We start from the raw sequence: 25,431 nt of genomic DNA, 5'->3' as shown, positions 1-25,431 counted from the left end.
GGCATATTGCTTGCTTTTATTCAGACTGTGTTAATTAAACAAGCAAAAACCAGAATGAAAAAAATAATCAAAATAGGATTACTCGGCGCAATATTTGCTCCGACAACTTACGCTAACCAAAATGCCCTGACCGACATGGATTTTCACAATTCCAGCTCGGAAAAAATCAAACTAGGACAATTCCTCTTCTATGACAAAATATTATCCGGAAACCTCAATATTTCATGCGCGTCTTGCCACCATCCAATGGCTGGCACAGGTGACGGTTTGGCTTTGCCGGTCGGCGAAGGCGGCAAAGGATTAGGAGTCACGCGAGATACCGGCAGCGGGATAGACGCTATTCATGAGAGGGTACCGAGAAATGCGCCTCATTTATTCAACCTAGGCGCAAAAGAATTCGTCACTATGTTTCATGACGGGCGTTTAACGGTTAACCCTAATCACCCCTCTGGCTTCGACTCCCCGGCCGGTGACGCTTTACCTGCAGGCTTGGATCATTCTCTTGCAGCTCAAGCCATGTTTCCAGTAACTTCAACTACTGAGATGGCTGGGCAAGCCGGAGAAAACCCCGTGGGCGATGCCGCAACTGCAGATAACTTTACGGAAGTATGGAGTCTGTTGACAGCTCGGGTGATGGCAATCGACGAATATCGCGATTTAATTCACCAAGCCTATCCTGGCCTCGCCGATCAGAATGTAAGCTTTGTCCATATCGCCAATGCTATCGGTGCTTTCGAAGCGACTGCATTTCGTGCTGATAACAGCTCTTTCGATCGTTATCTGAGAGGTGAAATCAAATTGAGCCAAGGTGAAAGAATGGGCCACAAAGTTTTCAAAGACAACTGCATGTCTTGTCATAGCGGCCTACTACAAACGGATCACCAGTTCCATGCCATAGGCATACCGCAAATCGGCCCAGGTAAAGGCGATGGCTTTGAGGGGCATGACGACTTCGGGCGCGAACAGGTTACCAGCGACAGCTTAGATCGCTATCGCTTCCGGACTCCGACTCTTCGCAATGTCGCGATCACGGGACCTTGGGGACATGATGGCGCCTACGACACATTGGAAGGCATGATTAGGCATCACCTAAACCCTGAACAAAGCCTGGATAACTACGATATAAACCAGGCCCGTTTACCGCCTCGCGCCGATTTGAATCAGATTGACCGACTCGTTTACGACGATTGGGTGAGCCGCGAAGAACTTAAAGCGAGCATTGAAATCCAGTCAGTAGACTTATCAAACGAAGAAGTCAGTTATCTAATTGATTTCCTAAATGCACTAACCGATACTGCTAGTTTGGATATGCGCAATACAGTGCCCTATCGAGTACCGAGCGGCTTACCAATAGCCGATTAATGACATGCCCCCGGAAAATCCAGTGTTAATGACTAAAATTGATTCAATTCTGTTGCTCATTGACAGAGCCGGGGGCTTATTTCTGCTATCCCTCAAAGGGCACTCTTTATGAATCGCCTAAAGGCGCGGTTAGCCTTTTAACCTAAAAAGAGCTATTGGCATGTGTTGTAGACTGTTCGTGCTGAGCCATGTCGAAGCATGAAGGGGCTACAACACCTTCACCGGCTTGGTGAAGCCTCAAGCTACCCTCCGCCACGCCTCGCACTTTCATTTGCCGGGGCGATGGACAGACCTTCATGATCGTTAGGTTTAACTAGAGCATCTGTTCGTGTCACTGAATAAATTGGTGTCAGAGTCAATTTAACTATCCACTATTCAATAGCGCATCAATTTGAAGCGTCACGGTCAATCGATAGCAAGATTATCGAAGATGTATTCGATTCAAGCATCTCAGTCCTCAATACTTTATTGAACGGGCATTAAGGCAAATGGGGCCCGTATCTTGAGCCGGGTAAAACTGCCGAATAACAACGGCAAATCAAGGCCGGTCAATCAGATCCTTGGCGTCTCCACGCTTCATAATGTCGTAAACGAGGTCGAAAAATGCGTCCATGGTTTGCTTATCTTTCAACAGCACCCTAGCCAAATCATTATGCGATTTCATCGCGTCAACCGTTGCCGCCCGAACAACCCGAGGAAGATCGCCCTGCAATGCCTGCTCTTTGGTGTTGTTTTCCACCTGCTCCGTCACGCGATTATTTCTCATCGCAATATCGACAATCTGGGAGGTAAAGTGCCGTTGCCCCACATCGCCGGAAATATCGCCGAACAACTCATTCATCCGCGCAATGATTTGACTGATAAACTCTTTTTCCCTGTCGCTCGGCTCCGCTTCATTCGGCTTGATCGGTTTTAGCAGATATTTTTCGCCTTCCTCATCGACTTTTTGTTCGGCGCGAATTTGATAGTTTGCCAGCACAAGCCCGGTCAAATCGATCTGTTCGGGGGAGATGCCCGCCAGGCGTTTACTGTAAATCTTCGCGAACGCGGCGAAATTTTCCAGTTCCGCATCGCCGAGCTCGACCAATTGCGCAATATAGTTGTAGATTCGCACAAAGCGCCCGAGATCGGTTTTAAACCGCATCAAACCTTCCCGCGCCTTCGCGAATTCGCTGCGCTGAGCTTCCGCGTATTCCCGCGCTTTTTTGTCGTCTTCCGCTACCGCCTTGTCGATCGCGGCATCCCATTTTTCGATAGCGTCCGACAAGTACTTTCAATTTGCTGTTAAAGACGTCCGTGGGCCGCTGGGTCGCGCTATAGAGCTTTTTATGCAAGCTTTCGTCCGTTTCCTTACCCAGAACCGCTTTGCCTCTGGCCTTTTTGAAGGCTTCAAGGTCTTCGAATTGGTAAATGCCCGCATTGTCCAATAGCGCCTTCGCGTCATAGACGACATTGCAATCTTGAACGGACTCCAATTCCGCGCCGTCGTCGTATTGCTTGAAGGCATCCAGAATGGTTTTCGGGTCGTTGACGAAATCGATGATATAAGTCACGTCTTTGCCCGGATAGGTCCGGTTGAGGCGATTTAGTGTTTGCACCGCTTCGACGCCGCTGACTTTCTTATCCAAATACATGCCTACCAGCTTCGGTTGATTGAAACCGGTCTGAAATTTATTGGCGACGATCATCACCCGATATTCGGAACGCTCGAATTCCTGGCGCAAGTCTCCCGTGGCATCGGGATTGAGGTTGTATTCGGTGTATTCTTTTTCGATATCGATACCGAGGGAATCCTTCTCGTCGTCTTTGCCGAGCGATTGGCCTTCAACCTTGCCGGAGAATGCGACCAAGGCTTTGATATGTTGGAGATTGTGTTTTTTAATGTAGCGATCGAAAGCCAATTTATATTTGACCGCCTGTGCTCGCCATAAGCGCCAACTTAAGGAAGGAACGCGTCATTCCGCCAGGGATTGGCGGAATCCAGGGCCACGGATGGCAATGCGTAGCACCACTTCCATGCAACATGGGTATCGACAACCCATACCGATATGACGAATAAAGCCATAAACGCACCATAGAATAGGTACTAAGTTGGCGCTTATGCCTGTGCTCGCCCGCCGGTGACCACCATGGCTTTTGCCTCGCCGTTCAAAAGCCCTGCAATATTCCGGGTGAAATGATCGATGATGAACTCCACTTTCTGAGAGACGATCGTCGGATGCAGCGACTTCCAGCGCGCCAGCGATCGGCGGGCGAATTTTTTGTCCACGCGTTTATCGTTTAGCCCCTGATCGCCCAAACGAACGGCTTGCGAATACGGCGTATAGTTTCTAAGCACATCGAGAATAAAGCCCTCCTCAATCGCTTGCCTCTGGGTATAGCGATGAAAGGCTACCGGCTTGTTGTCGTCCGATACCGGAAAGTCCGGGTTTTCCGGTCTACCGAATAACGTAAACGTGCTGTGTTTCGGCGTTGCGGTAAACGCAAAATGGCTGACATTGGCGGGGCGCACACGGGATTTCTGAATCTCCAGCAACACTTCTTCCAGAGTCATCTCTTCGAGCTTTATCTTGGAATCCAAGGACAGCGCCGCCTTCAAACCTTGGGCGGTAGAACCGGTTTGCGAGGTATGCGCCTCGTCGATGATCACCGCGAAATGACGGTTTTTCAGGGATTGCTCGGTCAAAATGGCTTCCATCGCAAACGGAAAGGTTTGAATGGTCACGACGATGATCGGCACGCCCTGCTTGAGGGCTTCAGCCAGCCGATGACTTTTGGACCGGCCTCCGCGCAGATTGGCATCGATGGTTTCGATCACGCCGAACTGGTGATCCAATTGTTTGACGGCATCTTGTAATTGAGCATCGAGCACGGTTCGGTCGGTCACGATAATCACCGAGTTGAAATAGGCATTGCCATCGGAATAGCGCAGCTTGATCAGATCGTGCGCCGTCCAGGCGATGGTGCTGGTTTTGCCGGACCCGGCAGAGTGTTCGCACAAATACTGCCGACCCGGACCCAGCGCTTTGGCATCCGCGATCATCGCATTCACGGCTTCAAACTGATGATACCGGGGGAAGATCAAGGTCTCGGCTTTGTAAGGCATGCCGAACTTGTCGACCGTATCCTTGGTTTCCACATACACGAAGCTGTGAAAGATGCGCAGCCAGGCATCGCGTTGACAAATTTCCTCCCAAAAGTAAGCCACCGGATATTCGCTGTCGTCGCGTTGCCTTATTGCCCGCATGACCGTCATTGCCTTTGTTGAAGGGCAAAAAGAAGGTTTTCTCGCCGTCCAGCTTCGTGGTCATTGCAATCTCGCTGTCGCTCATCGCAAAATGCACGATGGCGCCGCGTCTGAAGGTCAACAAGGGCTCTTTACGTCGGGTTATCGGATCTTGCGGCAAGCGGTCGCGCTTGTATTGCCAAATCGCATCCTCGATGGCCTGGGTAAAATCGGTTTTTAGTTCTACCGTTGCCACAGGAATACCATTGATGAAAAAGCCCAAATCAATCGCCCACTCTCGCGTGGGGCAGTATTTCAATTGCCGCACCACGCGCAGAATAGTGTTATGGTATTTCGCGACCTCCTTGCTGTTGCGATCATCCTCCGGGGCGGCCTGGCTCATCGCGACATTGCCCGCGCCCGCAATATCGAAGCCTCGGCGAAGCACATTGATGGTGCCGCCGGTTTTGGCCGCCAGCGCTTTCTCCAGTCTATCCAACACCGCTTTATCGGCATCGCCGCCATTCAATCGGGTGAGTTTTTCCCAGGTTTGCGGCTGAGAGGTTTTAATCCAGCTCACCACATCTTCGGGGTACAAAGCCCGCACCGGGTCGTAATGACTATCGGTGCCTTCCACCCAGCCGTTATCGACCAGCTTTTTGACGATGTAGGTTTCTAAGTGAACTTCGTGATGGGCTGCCATGCTCTGATCCGGATTGTTGTTTAATACCTTGCTAAATTGCCATTCGGCGGAATATCGGTTAGCCCCGACCCCTAAATGGATTGGGAGTCCCCGATCGTGCTTCGGTGAGGTCACCGGGGTCGTTCGCTTTTCACGTCAACATTGAATCACTGACCCGCTAAATTAAAGAAAAGCCGTTTCCGTTAACTTAGCCTGCCCTTTAGGAATATGCACAAAATAACTTCTACAAGTAGTAGGCTTTGCGGAGGTTCGGTGACTCGCTTGACAGGACGCCGTGAATACATCCCTGTAGGCTTGACGGCGGCTATCCCTGCCGCCGACACCTGTCAATCGAGCCACCGAACCCCCTTCCAACAGTTGTCTATGTTATTTCATGCTCGTTCCTTACTCCCTTTATACTCAAAAAATGGTTAGCTTTATGAAGACATGGGATGTGGCTAGAGAGGATGTCGGCAGCTGGGATAGCTGCCGTCAAGCCCCCATGAATGGGTTTACGGTGGTCCTCGATAGACATATCCCATACCTTTTATTTTTAGGCGGTTTTTCAATCAAAAGGGAGTAGTTAAACAAAAACCGGTTTCGTTAACTTAAAATTGCGTCGAGGCACGAATCCCCCTGTCGCATGGCTTCAGCCTGCCGCCGATGCTTCAAATCGATGAATGCGCGTCAACGCCTCGCCCAAGGCATCCTTGGCTTTTGCCGTGTCGTAATCGGTTTGCAAACCCACCCAAAAACCCTCACTCATACCGAAAAAACGCGACAAACGCAGTCCTGTATCAGCGGTGATGGCGCGTTTACCGGCAACGATTTCACCGATACGCCGCTGCGGCACGTTAATTTCTTTGGCAAGCCGGTACTGAGTGATACCTAGCGGCTTGAGAAACTCTTCCAGCAAGACTTCACCGGGGTGAACGGGCGGCAGCTTGCCACCGCTGATGTCAGTTACATCAGAAAAATCCACGGAATCAATCTCATCAATAGAAATGCTCATGGTCTACCTCTTTCAATGGTAATCAACGATTTCAACGTCAAAGGCATCGCCGTTTTCAAACCGAAAACAAAGACGCCATTGGCCGTTGATACGGATGCTGTACTGATCGGCACGGTCGCCGGATAATTTTTCCAGGCGGTTGCCGGGCGGGATGCGCAGATCATTCACATCCGCCGCTCGATGCAACAACGCCAACTTAATTAAGGCCATACGCTGCAAATCCGCTCCGAACCGATGCACGGGTTTACGAGCAAACACGGCAGCGGTTTCTTTATTGGCGAAGGTCTTGATCATGGCATCATAGTAACGAGAGGCGTTAGTATCGTCAACACTTAGAACAAAACTCGACCCATCCGGCGACGAGTTGATGTAGCTCCGATTTACCCTGAGGCTATAAAAGCTTAGCGTAATCGGACCTACGCAGACTGAATTCAATGTAGGTGCGATTTTAATCGCCCTGGCCGAATGAATTCGCCCCTACACGGCTTCGCGGTTCGGGTTTATTTTCTAATTGACTCACGCGGCTTCCTCCTTGAAATGACGAACGTCGATTTTTCCAGTTACAGCAGAACTAATTAGCGAAGATCGAAGATCTATGTTCTTTTAGTAAGTTGATACTGTAAGTCACTTCGTTAATTAAATTATCATATACAACTGTACGACTTCTTAGATGGGCAAGAATTTCTTGTTGCTCAGCTACGGGTGCAAGAACAATTATTAAATTAGAAATATTGGCCGTGTTTAGCCCACTTAAAACTGCCCCTCTCTTCCCAAAGTCTAGTTGGTGCGAAACATACCAAGATTCGTGCGCGAGAGTCACAAAAAAGTCTGTAGCGATGAACTCGTTATTTAACCGAACACGAATACTATCTGAGTCGATAATCCCGATTTCGATTCCCGTAGGAGTTTTTCTGCAATTGCCTATTGAACCTTTTCTTGTAAATACGACGTCTCCAGGCTTTAACTCATATTTATTCAGAGACTTATATGTATCTTCCCATAGCCATCGTTTCCCTCTATTGAAATCATTAGAAATATAGTTTTCTTGACCATACAATTTGTAACCTGTTGGCTCAAAGGCAAGCTCTTTTAAAGATGCACCGAACGGTCCCATCTGAACAGGCTCACGAACTAAAAATTTAACTCGTGTGGTAGTCCAATGCACCGGCACTTCACCTATCCACTCGATGCCGGAATCCTTCATTTTGACGTTGGGATCAAGGCCTTTGGTGACGACGTGGCTGATCAGCGCTTGGCGCTTTTCTTTGAGCAGCTTGATAAAGTTTTGCTTTTCGGCAATCAGCTTGTCGATGCGGGCGATTTCTCGGTCGAGAAAGTTGGCTATGGCCTCTTGCTCATCGAGGGACATAAGCGGAACGACGATATTTTTCATTTCCGCATAGCGAGTACTCCAGAGATCAGCAACAATGCCTTTTCCGTATCGATAAAACTCCTCCTGAAAGCTGTACGAACGAAAAAGATGGTGCGCAAATTTCGGCAAATAAAAGCATGGTTCCAATACCGTAGAAATCAACGAAACGGAACCATCCATCTGAGAGACACCAGCCGAGCCCTTTCGGTCTGAGCGGCTGTTGATTACAAAATCGTCTTTGCAGACCTTTTTCCGATTATCCCCCGCGTCCGTTTTAGCGACGTGTAACATTTGCGGGACGATTCCATTTTTAGTGACCGATAAGGGCTGAAAGTCGGTATCGCTAACTTTTTCATTTCTTTCGACAAAGCAGGCACCCAATTTACCAAGCGACCAATGTGCGGGAATTTCCCCAAGCCAATCAAGGTTGGTTTTTGATATGACGAATACGCTTTCATCACGCCCTCACCTCTCGCCAAATCGCTCGCTCCGCCCAGTCCTCGGGAAAATCCATTATATCAACGGCAATGTGGTGCTTTTGGATCAACTGTTTCAGCTTAGTGCGCCAATGATGTTGTTGCGCAATAACGTCCATGCCGTACAACAAGATGACAAGCGTGTTGTATAGCTTGCGCGACCCCGGCACAAATTCAGCAATCAACTGTGTCGGTTTGGATTTTGGCAAAATCGGCGTAATGGTAAATTCCCGATTCCACAACCGCGAATGATGCGCGCAAACGTTCCGTACCAACGATAAGTGGTGCAGCCAGGACTCCAATACTTTTTCGTCAACACCATACACCGAGGCAATGGCGCGGCGGGTCGATAACGGTTTCAAGCTGTTATACCAACGCGACAAAAGCCCCATGGACATCACTTCACAAACTGCCCAGGTCGGCGGCAGGGTTTCGGAATACTCGGTTAAATGGTGCTTGATAAAAGTTTCGTCGGAGCGTTTGACTTCGTCGGTCAGTTGCTCAAGATTTCTGTGCCAGTAACGTTTGTCGAATAGCCCGGACTGCAGATGCGCGTGAGGACCGTGGCGGTGGGCAAGTTGAAAAGCCCATTGGCTGCGGACTGACACTTCGATTCGTTCAATGGCATCCAGTGTGAGTAGGCGCAATTCACGATCAAAAATATACAGATCCAATACGTCGTTGAAATGGGTGTTCGGTTTGAATTGATGTTCGGTATGACTGGCTTCGAACGGCAACCAGTATGCGCCGAGGCGATAATAGTTTAGGTGCTGTAGGTAAAAACCGGCTTTCTCAACGTCTTCGATGATCAGGCCGCGTTGTTGCAGTAAAGCGACTTGTTCTTGATAGGTGGTGGCGGTTTTTTGAAAAGGACGTTTCATTTTTCGTCCCTCAGAAAAAAGTAACCCGCCAGTTTGAGGATACGCTTTCGCACATAGCCTTGGCGGGTTTTGTTAAACAAAATTATACGCGCCGATGGTTCGGATAACAAGGCAAGCGTCGAATAAAACCGAGTGCTGGGCAAGAAATGGAGCTGAGTCAATGTCATTAAATTCACTCCGCCACCTCATCCAACAACGCCTGAATCCTAGCCTCGCAGGCCTTCAAATCCGCGTCGATCTCATGCAACGGCCTGGGCGGCACGTATTGATAGAAGTAGCGGTTGAAGTTGATTTCGTAACCGACGATGCCGACCTCGCCGTCTTTGGCGTCGCGCACGCCGTAGTCGATGAAGGCATCGGGCACATGCGGCAGCACTTCGGATTTGAAATAGTCTTCTACCGGCGTACCGAAGGGAATGCTTTCGCTGTCGTTGAGCGATGTGTCGGGAATGACACGGCCTTTGTCGTCCAGCACCGGCTCGGCGGTTTCGTCGCGCTCGATAAAGGCGGCAATGAAGGCATTGGCGAGCGCCTTGCTTGTTTTACCGAAGCCTTCGGTTTTGTTTTTGGCGTTGACGATCTCGAAGGCCCATTGATATTCCTGTTCGCCAAGATGTTCCCTGAAGAAATCGATCCAGACGCTTTGCTGCGCTTCGTCGAGCTTTTCGAAGGCTTTTTGCTCGAACAGAGTTTTGATCCTTTCTTTGCTGATCGCCAGCTTGGCTTTGAGCGGACGCTTGATCGCGACCTTACGGTAGGCGAAGTCGGTGGTGTTGAAAATTTTGCTGCGCGCAGTTTCTTCGAAGGCCTCGTATTCGCGCACGACCTCGTCGATCTGTGCATCGCTCAGATAGCGGCGCTTGGTGCCTTCGGATTTGCGCATCGCGGTCCAGGTATCGCTCAGGTTGATCAATTGCACCTTGCCTTTGCGTTGTTTTTCTTTGTGGTTGGACAGAATCCACACATAGGTGCCGATGCCGGTGTTGAAGAACATATCGGTCGGCAGCGCGACGATGGCTTCGACCAGATCCCGCTCCAGCAACCAGCGGCGTATTTCGCTCTCGCCGGAACCGGCGTCTCCGGTAAACAGCGGCGATCCGGACAGCACAATGCCGACCCGGCCGCCGCCGTGTTCCGGACGTTCCATTTTGCTGACCAAATTCAGCAAAAACAACATGGAGCCGTCGCTGACGCGCGGCAGGCCCGGGCCGAAGCGTCCTGCGTAGCCCAGTTCCTTGTGCTCTTTCTCGACCGCTTCTTTGTCTTTGTCCCATTTGATACCGAACGGCGGATTGGCCAAACCGTAGTGGAAGCGTTTGTCTCGGTGCCGGTCGTTGGATAGCGTGCTGCCTTGGGCGATGTTTTCGGACTTGTAGCCGCGAATCAGCATGGCGGTGAGCGCCATGGCATGGGTTTTCGGGTCCAGCTCCTGGCCGTAAGGCACGATGGTGGCGGTGGAGCCCAGTTGCTTGATCTGGTCGACGGCATCGCTGATGAAACCTAGCAGGCCGCAGGCAGGATCGTACACGGTGCGAATAACGCCTTTTTCCGAGAACACGGCTTCATCCGGAACCAGTACCAGTTTGGTGGCCAGGCGCACGACGTCTTTCGGGGTCATGAATTCCCCGGCCTTTTCGTTGATGCTGGCGGCAAACTGTCGGATCAGGTCTTCATAGGCATTGGACATCACCCGGTCGGAGACCATTTCCGGATGCAGGTCGATAGCCGCGAACTGACGCGTCATGCGGTACAGCAGGCGGGCTTTGTCCAATTCGTGTATCGTGTTGATGAAGCCGAATTCTTCGAAGATCACCCGCACATTGGCGCTGAACTTACTGATGTAGTCTTCCAGATTGGCGCGGGTGTTAGTCCCGCCGAGCGTATCCAGCGTGTACCGGCTGATGTTGTAAAACGGCAAGCCGGAGAAGGACGGCAGGATCAGATCGAGATCGATGCCGGAGTCTTTTTCGTTGTCGTATTCTTTGAGCACGACGTCCTTGGTCGGCTCCAGCACGCATTCGAGGCGGCGCAGCAGCAGTAAGGGAATGATGATGCGGGCAAAGTCGGTGTGTTTGAAGTCGCCCCACAGGTCGTCGGCTATTTTCCAGATGAAGTTGGAAAGGGTCGTGCTGTCGCTAGTTTTGATACTATCCATTAGATCGTTATTTTTCTTAATCGCTTGATGTCGGTCGAATGCCGTTCACTATTTCCGGCACGCACAAAAAATGCTATCCCACCGAATTGCCGGTTTTTTAACGGACTGTCAAAAATGAGGATTCCCACTTAAGGCGGGACAAAAGCACTAAGGATTAACCGTTCGCCCTGAGCCCTTCGGCTGCGCTCAGGAGAGCCCTGTCGAAGGGCGAACGGTAGTTTGAGGCTTCACCAGGCCGGTGAACGTGCTGTTAGACCCTTCATGCTTCGACTTTACTCAGCACGAACGGTCTACAACACATGCCAACTGCTCTTTTTAGGTTAAACTGCCCCGCGTTAAGTGAGTAGCCAAAAATGAACCGGCTGTTTCAACCATGATGGCCGCAGTCTGCCGCTAGCGGCAGGCCTTCAAACCGGGTCGTCATTCTAACATCGCCGCACTGAATCGTTACGGACTATCTTATACGCTGTTCAGATCTTCAAGAAGAAAGCGCTCACCGGCCGCGCGTGACCGCCGAAATTTCATGTGCGATTATTGCCGCCGACAAGCCATTTACCGCTTGGGTTAGAGCGCGCCGCCGCAACTCGATCCTTGGCCTGCGGTACAGCCGAAACAATGTTCGGCCACTTGAATCGGCGCCGAATCCAGATCTTTCTCTAACAAATCGCCGATATGAACCGGCTGTTTACCGCCCTGCGGCATGTCCAACATTTGATTGAAATCGCAGTCATAGACGAAACCTTGCCAATCGATGCTCAACAAGCTTTTGCACATGACCTTGCTCAAATTTTCAGGTTTATAGGCGTCCTTGAGCAATCGCAGATAATCGTCAAAGACTTGCCGGCTATCGGTTTCATGCTTGCCGCCCGCCATTAAAACGGCGCCGAAACGTTGTATCGGCATGTTGGTAATGGCCAACAAGCGGTTAAATTCAATACCGAATTCACCGCCCAAATGGTCGCGATATTGCTGTTCGAGCGCTTGCTGCGGCGGCGGGAGCACCGGGCCCTGAGGGTTAAATACCAAATTCAGCTCCAAGCCGCTATCCGGCCGGCCGTAACCGAGTTCATTGAGTCGCTTTAGTGCGGCAATCGAGGACGAAAACACTCCTTTGCCGCGCTGCGCATCGACGTTATCGCCGATATAGCACGGCAAGGACGCGATAATTTCGACCTGCTGTCCGGCCAGGAATTCGGCGGCCCATTCGTAACCCGGCTCGACCAAAATGGTCGGATTGCAGCGGTCGATGACGTGGAGACCTTGCCGCCTCGCGGTCTCGACCAGCCAGCGAAAATCCGGATTCATTTCCGGCGAACCGCCGGTCAGGTCCAGAGTTTGTAGCCCCTGCTTTTCGGCGAATTGCAACGCATTTTCCATGACTTCGCGCGCCATCAACTCGGTGCGCTTCGGCCCCGCGTTGACATGGCAATGGACGCAACTCAGATTACAGAGATAGCCCAGGTTCATCTGCAGCGTCGTCAACTGCGCTCTGCGCAGAGCGGGGAATTCGCTTTTGAGCAATAACGGCTTACTGTTATACATAAGGCCCCTCATCGAATGTCGTAAACTCAGGCGTCAACCCATATAAAAAACGCATCAGGTGAACTTGTTCCGGTACCGGCGACGCCAGTGCTTGCAGTGCTTTATGTAAGACAAGTAAATCGGACGGTTCGTCAACATCTTGCAGCACTCGTAGCGTTTGCACTTCGCCCCATTGCTTGACGGCATTGAGAAACTGCGTGCCGGTATCGGCGGTGCTATATTCGACATCGGTCCACCAAGGCCCGAGCAGAGAACAATTGCCCCCAAACAGCCAAAACCCGCCGTCGAGACTCGGCCCGAAAGCAAAACGAGCTTGCTCTTCGTGCGCCAGCCAGCTTGAAGCTTGCTGCAAATCGGCAACGGTCATTTGCGGAATATCGGCTCCTACCAACATAACAAAATCATGATTTTGTATTAAATGCTCATAAACATGACGCATGCGCTCACCCAAACCGCCCTCGCCTTGCCACAGACACGACATGCCTCGCCAAATTTCGTTAGTCGCCGCGATTTCTTCGGCCACGGCATAATAGCCTTGAAGCTCACATGATTGTTCTGCCTGTTTGATGACGGCTGCCGTTGACCGTGCTGCCTGCCAATGAAATTGCTCGGCCCTGTCGGTTCCAAGCTTCACCGCCAAGCGTGTTTTGATCGGCGAGAGCCCCGGGGTTTTGACGAATAAGGCAATCGCGCCGCGTGCGGCCATCAGCAACACGCCGCGCCGGAAGTTAGATTCGTGCTGCTGTTCGGCGGCGCGCAGTCGAACAGACCGAAATGCACGTTTTTGTCGCCTAATAGCTCGAAATGACGGCCGTAGCGGCTGCCGCCGAGCATGTCGGCGGTATTGCCGCACACGCGCAAGGGCCTTCCGCTTTCGAAATGATGATGATCGTCAAGATCGAAAAAATGCGGATGACCTGCGATCGTGCCTCGGTAAGTCGCGACTTGCCCGAAATCTTCGCAGCGGTCTTCTAGCGGCAGTTTGAATACCCGTATCGTGACCGAACGAAACCCGATCATGCCGATTTTGGCATGCACTTCGTCATCATCGATATCGATCGGGCTTTCGCTGACGATACGCACATCGGGACAGCCAAGATCCTGCAAGGCGCGGCGAAAATCCTCCCAATAAAACGCCCCGGCCAGACACTCGCCGAGCAATACCGGTTCCAACTTAAGTTGTTCTGGGATGCGCCGGTCGGCATAGACATCGGAAAAATACAATTCGCCGCCGGGTTTGAGTACTCGGAAAATTTCCGACAGCACGCGCCGCTTGTCCGGCGACAAGTTGACGACGCAATTCGACACGACCACGTCGATCGAATTGTCGGCGATACCGAGCGAGGCCAAATCCTCGATATAACCCTGTCTGAACTCGACATTCGAACGCGCATAACCGTAACGTTCGGCATGCCAATCGCGATAGGTTCGCGCGATATCGAGCTGTTCATCGGTCATATCGACGCCGATAACCCGCCCGTTTTCGCCGACCAGCCGGGACAACAAATAACAGTCGCGCCCCGTCCCGCAGCCCAAATCCAAAACCGTGCGGCCTTCGAGCGCCGGCGGCAGCGGCGAACCGCAGCCGTAAAAGCGTTCGACGACTTCGGGATGGACATCCTTGAGTAAAGCGCGCAAATGCTTTGGAAAGGCATCGGCAGTGCAACACGCGCTGGTTTTCAAATCCTGGCTCGAGTTGAGCACTTTGCCGTAGTAGTTTTTTATCGAATCGGTTATCGCGGTTTCGTTCATGACTATACCTATCAAACTTCAAATATCGGCATTAACCTATGAAGGTGCCGGGTTATTCAGCAAAGGCTTTGCTAGCAGGTCCGATTTTTGCTTCCGGAAAAATCACTATTAGCAACCTCCGTGACGTTCAGATGCTATCACAAAGCTTATTTGGATGTATTCACGACGCCCTTTGACCAGCAATTCCCAATTTGGAGATCAAAAAGGGCGTGGGGTAAGCTTGGCGAGGATGTCGGCAGCGGGACAGATTTTTGCTCCTCGGCAATTGCTGAGTTACATGGATGTAATGAATGCAGAAAATGCAGGAGCATTTTTCTGCCCTGCATTGCCCTACTACACGCCATCCTTGGCGCTTAGCTGCCGCCAAGTCCCCAGGGATGGGTTTACCCAGCACCTAAATTCCATAGTTCATTGGCTATGGTTAACTATTTTGGGTAATTTAGGTGCTGGGTTTACGGCGTTCCTCGACAGGCATACCCCACACCCTAAAATCGGCGAAACTGCTCAAACTGGGAATTGCTGCCCTTTGACGCCCCGCCCGACACCGAATCTCGCAGAGCAATAGTTATTAACCGTTCCTACGCCAAGCATGATAACGACTCAAAAAACGCAACGTCCGCTGCGGAGCATGCGCGCGCTTCCAAGCGCCGGCCGCGTATTTGTTGGCTTCGGCCAGTGTCGGGTAGATATGGATCGTGCCGAGAATTTTGTTCAAGCCGATGCCGTGTTTCATCGCCAGCACGAATTCGGCGATTAAATCGCCCGCATGTTCGCCGACTATCGTCACGCCCAAGATTTTGTCCTTGCCGGGCTCGGTCAGCACTTTGACGAAGCCGTGCGCCTCGCCGTCGGCGATCGCTCGGTCCAGTTCGTCGATACCGTAAGTCGCGACTTCATAGGGAATATTTTGCTGTTCGGCTTCTTGCTCGTTTAGGCCGACCCGAGCAACTTCGGGGTCCGTGAAGGTCGACCAAGGAATCACCGAATAATCGGTGCGGAATTTCTTAAACGTTCCGAACAAGGCATTGACGGCGGCATACCAAGCCTGATGCGCGGCGGTATGCGTGAATTGATAAGGACCTGCCACATCGCCGACCGCATAGATGTTCGGATAATTGGTGGCCTGGAACGGATCGGTTGCGATGGTTTTGCGCGGCGACAGCGTAATGCCCAGCGCCTCGACGCCGTAGCCTTCGATATTCGCGGCCCGTCCGATCGCGATCAGCACTTGATCGAACGGGATGTTGACCGTGTTTCCTTCGTGTTCGGCGATCAGGATTTTTTCACCGTTGTCGACGATGAATTCCTTCGCGGTATGTTCCAGCCTCAAATCGACGCCATCCTGTCTAAAACGTGCCATCACCGCTTCCGACGCTTCCGGGTCTTCGCGGACTAACAAGCGCGGCGCCATTTCCACCAGCGTCACAAGGCTTCCGAGACGGGCGAAGCATTGCGCCAATTCGCAGCCGATCGGACCGCCGCCGAGTACCAGCAAACGTTCCGGCAATTCACGCAAGTTCCATAAATTATCGGACGTCAGCGGTTCGATGCTATCGATGCCGGGTAGCGGCGGCACGAACGGTCGGGCGCCCGCGGCTATGACGATCGCTCGCGTGGTCAGCGTTTTACTACCTTCCGGCGTTTCGACATGCACTTCCCAAGGCGAGATGATTTTCGCCTCGCCGGTCACGACCTCGACGCCTAGCTTGGTATACCGTTCGATCGAATCGTGCGGTTCGACCTTTTTGACAACCGATTGCACACGCTCCATCACGTCGGTAAAGTCGAAATCGGCGCTGCTGTGTTTGATGCCGAACTCTTCGGCGCGCCGGTGCTGCGCCAGCCATTTCGCCGAACGAATCAGCGCTTTCGACGGGACGCAGCCGGTATTCAGGCAATCGCCGCCCATTTTGTGCTTTTCGACCAGCGTGACCTTGGCCTTGACCGCCGCGGCAATGTAAGCGGTCACCAATCCGCCGGAACCAGCGCCGATCACGACGATATTGTTATCGAAACGCGCCGGCTTCGGCCAGTCGGCGAAGACTTTCCGGGCTTGTATGTGCTCGACGATTTTCTTGGTCAGTAATGGAAAAAGGCCTAATAACGCGAACGAACCGAGCAAGCCCGGCGACAAAATATCCGACAACAATTCGATCCCCGCAAGCTGAGTGCCGGCGTTGACATAAACCAACGTGCCGGCCAACATGCCGACTTGACTGACCCAATAAAATGTCGACACGCGAATGGCGGTCAGCCCCATCGCCAGATTGATCATGAAGAACGGAAACAATGGGATCAAACGCAGCGTGAACAAATAAAACGGACCGTCCCGTTCGATTCCGGCATCGATCGTTCGTATCGCCGAACCGAAGCGGTCTTTGACGACATCGCGAAACAAAAAGCGCGCAGCCAGAAAAGCCAATGCCGCGCCGATCGTAGAGGCAAACGAGACGATCACGGTGCCCCACAGTAAACCGAACAGCGCGCCTCCGGCCAGGGTCATCACCGCCGCGCCGGGCAGAGACAGCGCCGTGACCAGAACATAAATCAGCGCATAAACAAAGGCCGCGCTAACCGGTTGCGCGGCGATGCGGGCTTCGATCGCGGCCTGGTGGGTTTTCAGTTCATGCAGTGTTAGATAGTCGTGATATCCGAAATAAAAAAAGGCGCCGATCAGCATCGTGATCACAGCAATCAATATCAGCTTCGGGGCTTTCATCGTATTATCCTTGTCGTTATCATGGTTTGAGCCTCAAGGGCGAGTGTGTCTATGCTTCAGTCGGTTGTAACAGCGATTTCCTTACAGAAAAAATGCAGAATGGCTTGACGTCGGCCGATTAGAGACCGATCAGACCCATTACTATAACTCACTCACCAGGCCTCTCTCGCCGATAGGCCCCCGGTGTTTTCCCGAAGGTCCGTTTGAAAGCCTTGCTGAAAGCCGGCACCGATTCGTAACCGCAACGCTCGGCCACGCGTTCGATCGTCATGCCCGGCTCCCTCAGCCAATGCGACGCAATCTGCATGCGCCATTGACCGAGATATTCGATCGGCGATGCGCCAACCGACGCCGCGAATTTCTCTGAGAGCACGGTCTTCGACATACCGGCGCGGCGGCAGAACTCGACGATGGTCCAGGTCTCCCAAGGTTGTTCGTGAATCAGGCCTAGGACGGCAGCTAATCTTCGGTCTTGCATTGCCGAAAACACGCCTCGGTCGACGAGCTCGTTCTCGATGCAATGCCTCATTGCCAAGATGAATATGCTGTCGCATAAGCGTTCGACGACAGAACCGCTGCCGAATCGCGGCGCGGACGCTTCCATGTCGATCAACTCGATCAAGCGAGTTAACGCATCACCGGCATGGCTTCGTTTGATCACGATTTCCGGCGGTAAAGATCGCCATATCAATGATTCGGGCATTCCCAATTCAATCTCGCCGCACACGAATCCCGCCTCCCCGTCCGCCCAGGGCATGAGTTGCGTATCGCTCATCGTGTCCGGCAAGTGGTCCTTGCTGTAGGACAAAAAATGTTCGTCCGAATGCGGTAAAAATAAAATCAGGTCGCCTTTTTCCAATAACAGCGGTGCGTCCCATTTCGAAGTATAAACCCAACCTTCGCCCTTGCTGAGCATATGAAAAAAAACGGATCGATCCGAATTGTGATCCATCAGCCAACGCCCGCACACGCCACCGGAATAAATCAATTTTGCATGTAAATTCAAGCCGTTGACGAGCGAAGTCAACACATCCATAAAAGTCTCCCGAACGAACGAACAAAAACGCCGGAATTCCGGGCATGGAATACACGGTGCCGATTGCTTACTCTGTAGGCATCGGTATTGCAGTGCCGTGCATTGCCATACCGGTATCGGCCGCCAAGCATTAACCGTATTGCTAACCGGCAAACGGTAAGTTAGCGGCCTGGTTAGTTAATCATTTTAATTCGGAGATCCCTAATGTCTTTATTCAAAATCCATTCAATCGAACAAGCGCCGGCTGAATCCCGGCCCTTATTGACCGGCGCGCACCAAAAATTCGGCTTTGTTCCGAATTTATTGAGCGAATTGGCGGAAGCGCCGGCAACGCTCGAAGCCTATCTGACGCTGAATTCGATCTTCGATAAAACTTCGCTAAGCCCGGTGGAGCGTCAGATCGTTTTGATCGTCGCCAGCATCGAAAATGACTGCACCTATTGCGTCGCCGCGCACTCGATCATTGCCAAGAATATGGTCAAGGCCGACGCTCGAATCATCGATGCGTTACGCGAACAAAATCCCATCCCCGATGACAAACTGCAAACATTGGCACAGTTTACCCGGAGCGTGGTCAAAAATCGCGGGTTTATCGACGAACAGGCCTTGAGCGAGTTTAACGTCGCCGGTTATTCGAACAGGCATGTTCTGGAAGTCATTCTCGGTGTTACGATGAAAACGCTCAGTAATTACGCCAATCATGTTATGGAAACACCGCTCGATGACGAATTCAAAGCGGAGGAATGGTCGAAAGACAATTGAGAAAACCGTATCGATATCATATAGATATTGATCACAAAATCGATAACCCTATCAAAAGTATCCTGATTAGCAAGATGCTTCAGCTTGCCGAAGCCAACTGTCCGAGTAGTGGCCAGTCGTAGCCACTTCTGCGGGACGGGTTATTTAACCCGCCCCCAACGTTTCGGTTTGCCCTAAACATTTCGGCTGACTTCGGCCAAAGTCAAAACATTTAGGACGGGGTTGCAAACCCCGTCCTGCTAGGGATATGCTGGTTTTTTGGCTTTAGCTGAAGAAACTTGCTAATCAGGAAAAGTATTTTGTCCACGAAAATCACGAAAATATTCAAAAGTTATACTTTCCAGGTTGCTTACCCAATGGGTGATTCAAGAAATTCTTGTAACCGTATGATAATTTAGTGTATTTCGTGATTTTCGTGGACTGATGCTTTATAAGTGATGATCACCAACAATTTGCAAGATAGTTTGAGATTAAAAAGCGGAAACACAGATATTAGTCGTGCTGGCTTTTTCGACATCCCAGCCAAGAGCCTATAAAAGCTGAAAACATAGCCGCTGAGAAATTTTTAAGGATTAACAGAACCCAATGCGCTCGGATAAGGAGAAAAATAATACGACGATTGAATATAGGGATCCGGCGATTTTCGAAAATGATGCTTCAACAAGATTATCGGTGCAATGAGAGGTACTTCGTAGTTCCGGTAGCTGTCGATCAATTCGCACAGTTCGGCTTTATCGTCGCGGCTGATGTCTTTTTTTAAATGTCCTTGAATATGTTGCAAAACATTGACGTGATTAGCCCGGGTCGGCATCGTCAACAACATGCTCATCAGCTGTAAAATATATTGATAGGCAATCTCGGTTAAATTGTCTTTGTTCAGCCCAGCCAATAATTGCCCAAGATCCCGATAGTCGCCATGACTCATGATGATTAATTTATGACGAGCATGAAACTCAATCAAAGCACGGGCACTAAGACCTTCTTTCAACAGCATTTGCCAGCGATGCATAACATAAACCCGCTTAAAAAAAAGATCGCGTAAACAAGGATTTTGTAGCCGGATAGCTTCTTCGATGGGTACCAATGGAAATCGATGCATGATTCTCAATGTTTCGATCGCCAAACCCTCAAATGCGCCCCCCGTTTTTGTAGCGGCTTGCTCCGGTCTTTTCATAATATAACCGCAGATTCCAGCCATCTTATCCGCGCCGGAATCGGAAATTCCCGAAGCCTCCTGAACAAGCAAGGACTTTTCTTCTTCGACCGAAAACGGCTTCCATTCAAAAAAACTCTCGAGCACTTCGCTAATCACACTATCGCGATTAGCCACTGCTTTTTCTCCGGGTTGGTCAAGCAAACAACCACTGATGCCCAATGGGATTTTATTCATAGCAGTCGATACCTAGTTGAATCATATTGGAAATTTTCGGTTTTAGCGGGAATATAATGAGTGCTTCCTTGAGCCACTGGGTCGGGACCTGGGGTGATGAAAATTGCCTACTATTTACCGATTCATCATCAATAAGAGTGTTTTTCTATTCCATTTAGAGATGAATAAACCACCTCCTGCGGGACGAGTTATACCTATCGCACTTCAAATTTCGGCAGTGCCCGAGGTGGTGCTGGGGTATCCGACAAAGGCTTTGCCAGCATGGAGCTGGCATAGAGCCTACATGGACGTATTCACGGCGTTCTTTGACGGACACCCCGGTGCCGAATTTTGATCTACGATGGGTATATTCATCGCTAAAACTTAAAAAAATCCTGAAACCAATCCTTCGCTTTTTCGACCTCGGTCTGTACGCATGGCGAACTGCTAGTGGGCGCCGATCCGCGAATGAATGGAAATTGCCTGACATTTTCACAGTCCTGATTAGCCAATAACCCTGTGTACGGGTCGATCCAAACCATGTCGACATTATCCGGCGGCGTCAAAACGACCGGGATACTGGAAATCTGTTTCATCACGTCCGACCAAATTTTCAACGCACCGGTCGAACCGGTTAATCCCGAAGGTTTATTGTCGTCGCGTCCTACCCATACGACCGACAGATAATCGCCGCTAAAACCGGCGAACCAGCTATCTCGCAATTCATTGGTCGTTCCGGTTTTGCCGGCCAACCCGAAATCTCCCGGCAAATAATTATAGGCCGATCTGCCGGTACCGTCAGTCATCACTTCCTGCAAAATAGTATTGGTAATATAAGTCGCCGCCGGATCGACCGATTGTCGCACGTTAAACGGGTAACTTTGTAAACGCTTGCCATTGCCGTCGACCACGCCGCGTATCGCTCTGAGCGGCGTGACGAAACCGTCTCCCGCTAGGGTTTGATACATTTGCGTGACGTCTAAGGGCGACAACGGCGAGGCCCCCAATAACAGAGAAGGGTATAAATCCACAGGACGATCCACGCCCAGATCCTTTAAGGTCTTTGCCACCCTCGCGATACCGACATCCATGCCGATTCGGACGGTCGCGAGATTGTAAGAATTCGTTAATGCCTTATGCAGCGGTACTTCGCCATGTTCGGTATTATCATAATTTTTCGGCGTCCAATTACCTTTGCCGCTTTTGACGGTAATCCGAGTGTCGCTAACCGGAGTCGTTATCGTGTATTTGGCCGGATATTCCAGCGCGGTCAAATATACCACCGGTTTTATCAACGACCCTATCGGGCGCACCGCATCCAGAGCCCGATTGAAACCGGCCGAGGTTTTATCCCTACCTCCCGCCATCGCAACAATTTCCGCGCCTTCTCGACGCGTCACGATAACTGCCGATTCCAATTCATTCGCGCGAGGATTTTTTTCGAGTTCGCGCATTTTTACCACCAAGGATTTTTCCACGGCGTTTTGCACTCGAGGCTCCAACGTGGTAAATATTCTCAAGCCTTCGGAAGTCAGATCGTCGTCTTTGTATTCTTGCTGCAATTGACGCTTGACCAAATCCATGAAAGCCGGATATCGATTGGCCGAACGATGGGTTTGCGGCATCACTTCCAGCGGCTGTTTTTTCGCTTCATCAGCCTGTTTTAACGTGATAAAACCTTGCTCATGCATTTTATCGAGCACTAACTCCCGCCTTTTTAATGCTCGTTCTGTGTGCCGACGCGGATCGTAATAAGAGGGGCCTCTGACCAATGCGACTAGAGTCGCCATCTGAGCTAAGGGTAAATCCTTAAGTGTTCTCCCGAAATAAAACTCGCTTGCCAAGCCGAAACCATGGACGGCACTGGCGCCATCCTGCCCTAGATAGACTTCATTGAGATAGGCTTCAAGAATTTCGTCTTTACCGTAACGATACTCGATGATCAACGACATAAATACTTCGTTGATCTTACGCCAAAAACTACGCTCTGACGTCAAATAAAAATTCTTGATCAATTGTTGGGTGATCGTGCTGCCGCCTTGCACAATGCCGCCCGCCCTGACATTCGCCAGCATCGCCCGCAGTATCGCTTTGATCGAAATACCGTAATGATTATAAAAATCACGATCTTCTGTCGCGAGCAAGCCTTGAATCAAGGTATCCGGAGTTTCCGATAGTTTGATCAAAACCCGGTCTTCCTTACGAGTCGGATAAAAGCTGCCTATCTGAATGGGATCTAAACGGGCAACAGCAACCGCCCCCCTGCCCGATAAATCGGAGATATCGGAAATTTCACCCGGGGAGAATCGAATCTGTAATGCACGACTATCCTGAGATTGGTCCCAGAAATCGAACGCACGGGTTTTAACATTGATAAACAATCCCGACCGGTAATAGGTCCCTTCGGAAGATAACTGCGAATCCTGGCGATATCGCAATTGCTGTAGAAGTACCTCAAAATCGGCGATGCTCATTCTATAGCCGGCATAAAGCTCTTCCGGATTAGCATAGACACGCGCAGGAATCGCCCAACGCTTGCCTTCGAATTGCCTACGAACGTTATAATCCAGATAACCGATGTAACTGGTTAATATAAATACAGCAAATACAAAGCCTAATAACAGGATTTTTTTAAACCACCCGAAACGGCGTCTTTCCGGACGACTTTTGGTGCGAGTCGCGCGCTTACGCGGCTTTCTGGTCGTTTTCTTGGGCGTTACGGATTTTTTGGGTTGTCTTGCCATGATGTTGCGGTTTTAATTACCAAGTAGTCATTTAAATATTGCGCCCACACAAATAGTAAGCCTATGATTGACAAGTATTTTTTGAAGAAAAGGAACTATCGAATATTCAGAAGACGCGAGTATGATGACTATAGTAGCGATGATTGCTTAAAGAAGCGTTATCCTGGAGCCTCTGCCGAACCTTTGTATGACTCAACGAGGTATTATCTTAGAAAAAGCATTTCACCATGAAGAATAAGAAGTTAATTCAATAACTTGTTATACGTTTGTATCGAACATTCGCTCACCAAAAAGGTTATCGAGTATGTTTGGGCAATTTTTTGAAATCCTTCGTGAACTTCATGTGCTTCATGGTTAAACTGCTGAATTTAGGATTATTTGAACTTAAGATGAGCCTTAATTATATAGAAAACGAGTGCTTTTATCGCCTTCTATTAATAGTTGCTGCAGCGGAACATAACCTTGATCGATCAATAGCTGGCTGGGCTTACCGAAAATATAACCTTGTCCATAATCGATACCAAGATCAATCAAAATTTTTATCACCCGAGGACACTCGATAAATTCGGCAATCGTTTTTTTTCCCAGTTGCTTCGCAATTTCGCTCATTGACCGAACCAGCACTTGATCCGTATCGTCATTGACTAAATTTCGAATAAATTGCCCATCGATTTTTACAAAATCGACCGGAAACTTCTTTAAATAATTGAACGAACAAAATCCCGCGCCAAAATCGTCCAATGCAAAATGACAACCCAAAGCTCTAATCTGATTAATCATCTGCCGAGTTTGCTCGAAGTTATCGACCGCCGAGGTCTCGGTGATCTCAAAGGTGATCCGCTCGGCATTGACCCAAGACAATTCCAGTTTTCTTTTGATGGTCGGCAATAAAGCATCGTCTTGGAAAGCGACTCCGGATAAATTGATCGACAACGATACATTGGACAATTCGGGAGGAAGCGCAGCTAAAAAATCAATCGCATTCTCAACTACCCATAAGTCGATGCTGTGTATTAAACCCATTCGTTCAGCAACCGGAATAAACTCGGAAGGGCTGATGACCTTGTTTTCATGTCCCCGCATTCGAATCAATACCTCATAATGCGAGACCTCACCGGTTCTAAGATTCACCACCGGTTGAAACATCAGAAAGAAATTACGCATTAACAAAGCGTCCCTGATCAAAGGGACCCAATAAACATCGCGATGCCGTTCTTTGATGGCTTTATCTTCTTCATTATAAAACCAGACCATATTTCGGCCGTTTTGTTTCGCCAAGGAACAAGCTTGGTGCGCTCTGGATATCAATTCTTCAGGATGTTGGATAACTTTAGCCGATTGCAACGTAGCGATACCGATAGAGGCGGTAATGCTGTAACAAACATTGCCTGTTTGAAACCGGCTTTCATTGAGCCCTTTGCGGATATCTTCGGCCACTTCGCGGGCCTGAAGACCGGATATATTATCGAAATATAGGCAAAACTCATCCGAGTCGATGCGGGCAAACCAAGCCTCGAGCCTCACCAGCTTTCGAATCGTTGCCACGACATCGATAATCAATTTATCGGCCATATCAAAGCCTTCCAAATCGTTAATCAAGCCGAACCGATCCAGGTCAATCAACAACAATGCGCCGTTTTGCTGCAGCCTTTGATTCCGCGTCAAACTCAATCGAATATAGTTTTCTAATTGCGTTCTATTCATCAAGCCGGTCAATTCATCATGAGCGACCAAATATTTTAATTTAGCATCGAGCAATTTCCGCGTCGCCAACTCGTTGATCAACCTTTCCTGTTGCTGGTAACGCATAGACCGCTCGATTTTTAGTAGTAACAGCATTTCGACTAGAATAACGAGTTCAGGCCCACGAAGCGGCTTACATAGTTCGTAGATCAGCGACGACGAAGCGGAAGCATCGAGCGTTTCACTAGGTCGTTCGTTTTTAAGAATGATAAAAGGTACAAAAACGCCCGCTTGTTCACCCGAAAGTGAATGACACATATCTCTTACGTGCCCGCCGGGCAAATCTTCATCGACAATAATCAAGCCTAACTCTTCGGCGTTGTCTACATAGGGCCGAATAATGCGATAAATATCGCCGCATTCAGCGGCAATCGCAAAATTAGAAAACCCTTTATCTATCAAAATCGTTTCTATCTGTGCGACAGTTTTCCGATCCATTCCGGCAATAATGATTTTACTTTGTCGCTGAGAGTTACTTAACATCGTATTCACTGGTTGATGTGTTAAATGCTTGACGGCTTCCTATTCGGACTATTTCTCGATGAAGCCCTTGATTTATTGCAAGCCTCACCTAAGCTTGACTGCAATACACTATAAA

Annotated in this window: 19 protein-coding genes; 2 read left to right on the top strand and 17 right to left on the bottom strand. The window is 50.1% G+C overall.

Annotated elements, in window-relative coordinates; translation table 11 throughout:
* Nucleotides 1–54 precede the first annotated feature (54 nt).
* Nucleotides 55–1,362 carry a cytochrome-c peroxidase gene (locus tag MEALZ_RS06810; protein ID WP_014147880.1) on the top strand — a complete coding sequence of 436 codons (1,308 nt, stop codon included), beginning with the start codon at nt 55–57 and terminating at the stop codon, nt 1,360–1,362.
* Nucleotides 1,363–1,900: 538 nt separating this feature from the next.
* On the opposite strand, the gene MEALZ_RS23050 is transcribed toward MEALZ_RS06810, so the two are convergent.
* From MEALZ_RS23050 to MEALZ_RS06745, 14 genes are all read right to left on the bottom strand, one after another.
* Complete coding sequence (locus MEALZ_RS23050) at nt 1,901–2,506, bottom strand: hypothetical protein (protein ID WP_014147879.1); 606 nt, start codon at nt 2,504–2,506, stop codon at nt 1,901–1,903.
* Complete coding sequence (locus tag MEALZ_RS23045) at nt 2,496–3,263, bottom strand: type I restriction enzyme subunit R domain-containing protein (RefSeq protein WP_014147878.1); 768 nt, start codon at nt 3,261–3,263, stop codon at nt 2,496–2,498. The genes MEALZ_RS23050 and MEALZ_RS23045 overlap by 11 nt, the downstream gene beginning before the upstream one ends.
* Nucleotides 3,264–3,460: 197 nt before the next feature.
* Complete coding sequence (locus MEALZ_RS23140; RefSeq protein ID WP_014147877.1) at nt 3,461–4,468, bottom strand: DEAD/DEAH box helicase family protein; 1,008 nt, start codon at nt 4,466–4,468, stop codon at nt 3,461–3,463.
* Nucleotides 4,419–5,291, bottom strand: a complete 873-nt coding sequence (locus MEALZ_RS23220; protein ID WP_014147876.1) for a type I restriction endonuclease — start codon at nt 5,289–5,291, stop codon at nt 4,419–4,421. Before MEALZ_RS23220 ends, MEALZ_RS23140 begins: the two co-directional genes overlap by 50 nt.
* 628 nt (nt 5,292–5,919) lie before the next feature.
* Entirely contained in the window at nt 5,920–6,282 is a 363-nt protein-coding gene (locus MEALZ_RS06790) for a HigA family addiction module antitoxin (protein ID WP_014147875.1), read from the bottom strand.
* 12 nt (nt 6,283–6,294) lie between these two features.
* Nucleotides 6,295–6,576, bottom strand: a complete 282-nt coding sequence (locus MEALZ_RS06785) for a type II toxin-antitoxin system RelE/ParE family toxin (protein WP_014147874.1) — start codon at nt 6,574–6,576, stop codon at nt 6,295–6,297.
* Nucleotides 6,577–6,853: 277 nt separating this feature from the next.
* Nucleotides 6,854–7,945, bottom strand: coding sequence for a restriction endonuclease subunit S domain-containing protein (locus MEALZ_RS20925; protein WP_052712517.1), 1,092 nt, complete (start codon nt 7,943–7,945; stop codon nt 6,854–6,856).
* A gap of 166 nt (nt 7,946–8,111) precedes the next feature.
* Nucleotides 8,112–9,011: an Abi family protein gene (locus tag MEALZ_RS06775; protein WP_014147872.1), complete on the bottom strand. Its 900-nt coding sequence runs from the start codon at nt 9,009–9,011 to the stop codon at nt 8,112–8,114.
* A 172-nt stretch (nt 9,012–9,183) separates the two neighbouring features.
* A complete protein-coding gene (locus MEALZ_RS06770; RefSeq protein ID WP_014147871.1) occupies nt 9,184–11,166 on the bottom strand; it encodes a class I SAM-dependent DNA methyltransferase in 1,983 nt (660 codons plus the stop codon).
* A 564-nt stretch (nt 11,167–11,730) separates the two neighbouring features.
* On the bottom strand, nt 11,731–12,708 hold the full coding sequence (arsS, locus tag MEALZ_RS06765) for an arsenosugar biosynthesis radical SAM (seleno)protein ArsS (RefSeq protein WP_014147870.1): 978 nt from the start codon (nt 12,706–12,708) through the stop codon (nt 11,731–11,733).
* Nucleotides 12,701–13,414, bottom strand: a complete 714-nt coding sequence (locus tag MEALZ_RS06760) for a TIGR04282 family arsenosugar biosynthesis glycosyltransferase (protein ID WP_017840313.1) — start codon at nt 13,412–13,414, stop codon at nt 12,701–12,703. Before MEALZ_RS06760 ends, arsS begins: the two co-directional genes overlap by 8 nt.
* On the bottom strand, nt 13,414–14,460 hold the full coding sequence (locus MEALZ_RS06755; RefSeq protein WP_014147868.1) for a methyltransferase domain-containing protein: 1,047 nt from the start codon (nt 14,458–14,460) through the stop codon (nt 13,414–13,416). Before MEALZ_RS06755 ends, MEALZ_RS06760 begins: the two co-directional genes overlap by 1 nt.
* Nucleotides 14,461–15,028: 568 nt before the next feature.
* Complete coding sequence (lpdA, locus tag MEALZ_RS06750; protein WP_014147867.1) at nt 15,029–17,179, bottom strand: dihydrolipoyl dehydrogenase; 2,151 nt, start codon at nt 17,177–17,179, stop codon at nt 15,029–15,031.
* Nucleotides 17,180–17,327: 148 nt separating this feature from the next.
* On the bottom strand, nt 17,328–18,215 hold the full coding sequence (locus tag MEALZ_RS06745) for a helix-turn-helix transcriptional regulator (RefSeq protein WP_014147866.1): 888 nt from the start codon (nt 18,213–18,215) through the stop codon (nt 17,328–17,330).
* A 204-nt stretch (nt 18,216–18,419) separates the two neighbouring features.
* Here MEALZ_RS06745 and MEALZ_RS06740 point away from each other — a divergent pair, with 204 nt between their 5' ends.
* The gene (locus MEALZ_RS06740; protein ID WP_014147865.1) at nt 18,420–18,977 is read left to right on the top strand and encodes a carboxymuconolactone decarboxylase family protein; all 558 of its coding nucleotides are present in this window, start codon (nt 18,420–18,422) and stop codon (nt 18,975–18,977) included.
* A 565-nt stretch (nt 18,978–19,542) separates the two neighbouring features.
* On the opposite strand, the gene MEALZ_RS06735 is transcribed toward MEALZ_RS06740, so the two are convergent.
* From MEALZ_RS06735 to MEALZ_RS06725, 3 genes are all read right to left on the bottom strand, one after another.
* On the bottom strand, nt 19,543–20,367 hold the full coding sequence (locus tag MEALZ_RS06735; protein ID WP_014147864.1) for a YbgA family protein: 825 nt from the start codon (nt 20,365–20,367) through the stop codon (nt 19,543–19,545).
* A gap of 356 nt (nt 20,368–20,723) precedes the next feature.
* On the bottom strand, nt 20,724–23,090 hold the full coding sequence (gene mrcB / locus MEALZ_RS06730; RefSeq protein WP_014147863.1) for a penicillin-binding protein 1B: 2,367 nt from the start codon (nt 23,088–23,090) through the stop codon (nt 20,724–20,726).
* 396 nt (nt 23,091–23,486) lie between these two features.
* A complete protein-coding gene (locus MEALZ_RS06725; protein ID WP_014147862.1) occupies nt 23,487–25,316 on the bottom strand; it encodes a putative bifunctional diguanylate cyclase/phosphodiesterase in 1,830 nt (609 codons plus the stop codon).
* Nucleotides 25,317–25,431: the final 115 nt, after the last annotated feature.

This window comes from Methylotuvimicrobium alcaliphilum 20Z (genome assembly GCF_000968535.2).
In the GTDB taxonomy this organism is placed as follows: domain Bacteria; phylum Pseudomonadota; class Gammaproteobacteria; order Methylococcales; family Methylomonadaceae; genus Methylotuvimicrobium; species Methylotuvimicrobium alcaliphilum.
The sequence above is the reverse complement of the archived record's forward strand: the minus strand, read 5'-3'. Positions and strand labels throughout refer to the sequence as shown.

Coding starts and splice junctions, on each gene's coding strand:
- MEALZ_RS06810 (WP_014147880.1), top strand. CDS start 55: ATGAAAAAAATAATCAAAATAGGATTACTCGGCGCAATATTTGCTCCG.
- MEALZ_RS23050 (WP_014147879.1), bottom strand. CDS start 2,506: ATGCGGTTTAAAACCGATCTCGGGCGCTTTGTGCGAATCTACAACTAT.
- MEALZ_RS23140 (WP_014147877.1), bottom strand. CDS start 4,468: ATGCCTTACAAAGCCGAGACCTTGATCTTCCCCCGGTATCATCAGTTT.
- MEALZ_RS23220 (WP_014147876.1), bottom strand. CDS start 5,291: ATGGCAGCCCATCACGAAGTTCACTTAGAAACCTACATCGTCAAAAAG.
- MEALZ_RS06790 (WP_014147875.1), bottom strand. CDS start 6,282: ATGAGCATTTCTATTGATGAGATTGATTCCGTGGATTTTTCTGATGTA.
- MEALZ_RS06785 (WP_014147874.1), bottom strand. CDS start 6,576: ATGATCAAGACCTTCGCCAATAAAGAAACCGCTGCCGTGTTTGCTCGT.
- MEALZ_RS20925 (WP_052712517.1), bottom strand. CDS start 7,945: ATGTTACACGTCGCTAAAACGGACGCGGGGGATAATCGGAAAAAGGTC.
- MEALZ_RS06775 (WP_014147872.1), bottom strand. CDS start 9,011: ATGAAACGTCCTTTTCAAAAAACCGCCACCACCTATCAAGAACAAGTC.
- MEALZ_RS06770 (WP_014147871.1), bottom strand. CDS start 11,166: ATGGATAGTATCAAAACTAGCGACAGCACGACCCTTTCCAACTTCATC.
- arsS (WP_014147870.1), bottom strand. CDS start 12,708: ATGTATAACAGTAAGCCGTTATTGCTCAAAAGCGAATTCCCCGCTCTG.
- MEALZ_RS06760 (WP_017840313.1), bottom strand. CDS start 13,414: ATGGCCGCACGCGGCGCGATTGCCTTATTCGTCAAAACCCCGGGGCTC.
- MEALZ_RS06755 (WP_014147868.1), bottom strand. CDS start 14,460: ATGAACGAAACCGCGATAACCGATTCGATAAAAAACTACTACGGCAAA.
- lpdA (WP_014147867.1), bottom strand. CDS start 17,179: ATGAAAGCCCCGAAGCTGATATTGATTGCTGTGATCACGATGCTGATC.
- MEALZ_RS06745 (WP_014147866.1), bottom strand. CDS start 18,215: ATGGATGTGTTGACTTCGCTCGTCAACGGCTTGAATTTACATGCAAAA.
- MEALZ_RS06740 (WP_014147865.1), top strand. CDS start 18,420: ATGTCTTTATTCAAAATCCATTCAATCGAACAAGCGCCGGCTGAATCC.
- MEALZ_RS06735 (WP_014147864.1), bottom strand. CDS start 20,367: ATGAATAAAATCCCATTGGGCATCAGTGGTTGTTTGCTTGACCAACCC.
- mrcB (WP_014147863.1), bottom strand. CDS start 23,090: ATGGCAAGACAACCCAAAAAATCCGTAACGCCCAAGAAAACGACCAGA.
- MEALZ_RS06725 (WP_014147862.1), bottom strand. CDS start 25,316: ATGTTAAGTAACTCTCAGCGACAAAGTAAAATCATTATTGCCGGAATG.